A 2,172-nucleotide genomic window follows, 5' to 3' on the forward strand; every position below is an offset into this window, starting at 1 on the left:
TCTCGGCATCCACATGACACGCGCGATCGCGCCGAACTGGCGCAACGCGCAGATGGTCCGCCTGGGCGAGAAGGGCTGGAAGGGCCTCTACACCTTGGTGTCCCTCATCGGCTTCGGGCTGATCCTGTGGGGCTTCTCGCAGGCACGACTGGAGCCCGTCGTGTTGTGGCCCGCTATCCGCGGCATGAACCATGCGGCGGCGGCGTTGATGCTCGTCGCGATGATCCTGTTGGCCGCGGCCTATGTGCCGCGCAATCACTTCAAGGCCAAGCTACAGCATCCGATGACGCTGTCGGTGAAGGTCTGGGCCTTCGCCCACCTGATCGCCAACAACACGCTGGCCGACGCCATGCTGTTCGGCAGTTTCCTTGTCTGGTCCATTCTCGTCTTCCGCGCGGCGCGGCGCCGGCCGGCGCCTGCCACGGCGCCCGCCACCCTGGTCGGCACGGCGTCCCCCGTCGTCGTGGGCATCGCGCTGTGGGCCTTCTTCGCCTTCTGGGCTCACGCAGCCTGGCTGGGCATTGCCCCGTTGGGGCGGTGATCCGGCAGGTCACGGCGGCGGATGAATCCGCCTTCACCGCCGCCGCCCGCGCTAGCCGCAAGCTGCACCGCCCCTGGGTACAGCCGCCTTGCGATGCCGCTGCGTTTGCGCGCTACCTCGCCCGCTTCGATGGCGCCTCCCATCTGGGCTTCGTCGTGGTCGAGGGCGGAGAACTGGCCGGCGCCATCCACCTGACGAACATCGTCATGGGCGCCTTCCGCAGCGGCTATCTCGGCTACTACGCCTTCACCGGCTTCGAGCACCGCGGGCTGTTGACGCGAGGCCTTAACGCTGTCGTGCGGCATGCATTCACGGACCTCGGGCTGCACCGCGTCGAGGCCAACATTCAGCCGGGCAACACCGCGTCCATCGCGCTGGTCCAGCGCTGTGGCTTCGAGCTCGAGGGCTACTCGCCCCGCTACCTGAAGATCGCCGGCCGCTGGCGCGACCATGAGCGCTGGGCCCGGGTCAAGCGCTAGCCACACAGGCCGCGCCGCAATCGCCCTCAAACCTAAGGATCCGCGCTGGCCGTGCGCTTGTCGCGGCTCATGTGCCCGGCCATCATCCGCCCTCACCCCGAGGAGCCCACCATGGCCACACAGACTCGCAAACCCGCGGCCAAGGCCAAAGGGAAGGCCGGCGCCAATGCCGTGCCCACGCCCACGCTGGATGCCCGCCCCGACCGTCTTGACCTGCGCGACCTGGTCTACCGCGCGCCGCTGCGCTCGCTGCCGCCGCGCTGGCCGCTGGACACGGACCTGAAGCGACTGCTGCCCGCCTACGTGAAGGCCGGCCGCATCCTCAACCAGGGCAACGAGGGCGCCTGCACCGGCTTCGGCCTGGCCTGCGTGACCAACTACCTGTACTGGCTGCGCCATCTCACCGCGCCACGCAGCCGGGCCCTGCCCGAGATGGTCAGTCCGCGCATGTTCTACGAGCTGGCCAAGCTCTACGACGAGTGGCCCGGCCAGGACTACGAGGGTTCGTCCTGCCGCGGCGCCCTCAAGGGCTGGCACAAGCACGGTGTGTGCTCGTCCGCGCTCTGGCCCTATCCCCTCGACAGGGACGGTGCGGGCGTCTTCGAGCGCCCTGCAGCGGGCTGGGACGCCGACGCCACCACGCGGGCGCTGGGCGTCTACTACCGGGTCGACAAGAAAAGCATCGTCGACATGCAGGCGGCCATTTACGAGATCGGCGCCATCTATGTGTCGGGCGACGTGCACGACGGCTGGACCCTGGACGAGAGCGCCATGCCGTCCAGCCATGACAAGCTGCCGCGCATCGAACGCGTGGCCCGCAAGAGTGGCGGCCATGCCTTCGCGCTGGTGGGCTACAACGAGCGCGGATTCGTCGTGCAGAACAGCTGGGGCACCGGCTGGGGCGCAAGCGGCTTCGCCGTCCTGAGCTATGAGGACTGGGTCACCAATGGCACCGACGCCTGGGCCGTGGCCCTGGGCGTGCCGCAGGACCTGTCGGATATAAAGAGCCGCCAGCCACCGGCAGCCAAGGCAGCGAAGGCCGTCAAGGGCTCCAAGACCGCGCGCGCGGCGGGTGGCTTCCGCGTCATGGCCGGCCGCGGGCTGTCGGACGTGGGCGCCACGCTGCGCGTCGACGACAACCCCCGCGACGAC

At 69.2% G+C, this 2,172-nt stretch carries 3 protein-coding genes; all 3 read left to right on the top strand.

All coding sequences use genetic code 11. The features are described from left to right. The coding region (locus VGF12_RS02030) for an NnrU family protein (RefSeq protein WP_331174380.1) at window positions 1-541 on the top strand (541 nt) is incomplete at its 5' end. Beyond that, window positions 538-1,020 (top strand): GNAT family protein, encoded by a 483-nt coding sequence (locus VGF12_RS02035; protein WP_331174381.1) that lies wholly within the window; start codon window positions 538-540, stop codon window positions 1,018-1,020. The genes VGF12_RS02030 and VGF12_RS02035, both read left to right, overlap by 4 nt. 111 nt (window positions 1,021-1,131) lie before the next feature. Beyond that, on the top strand, window positions 1,132-2,172 hold a 1,041-nt coding region (locus tag VGF12_RS02040; protein ID WP_331174382.1), incomplete at its 3' end, for a C1 family peptidase.

Source organism: Roseateles sp., assembly GCF_036404855.1.
Classification (GTDB): Bacteria; Pseudomonadota; Gammaproteobacteria; order Burkholderiales; family Burkholderiaceae_C; genus Pelomonas.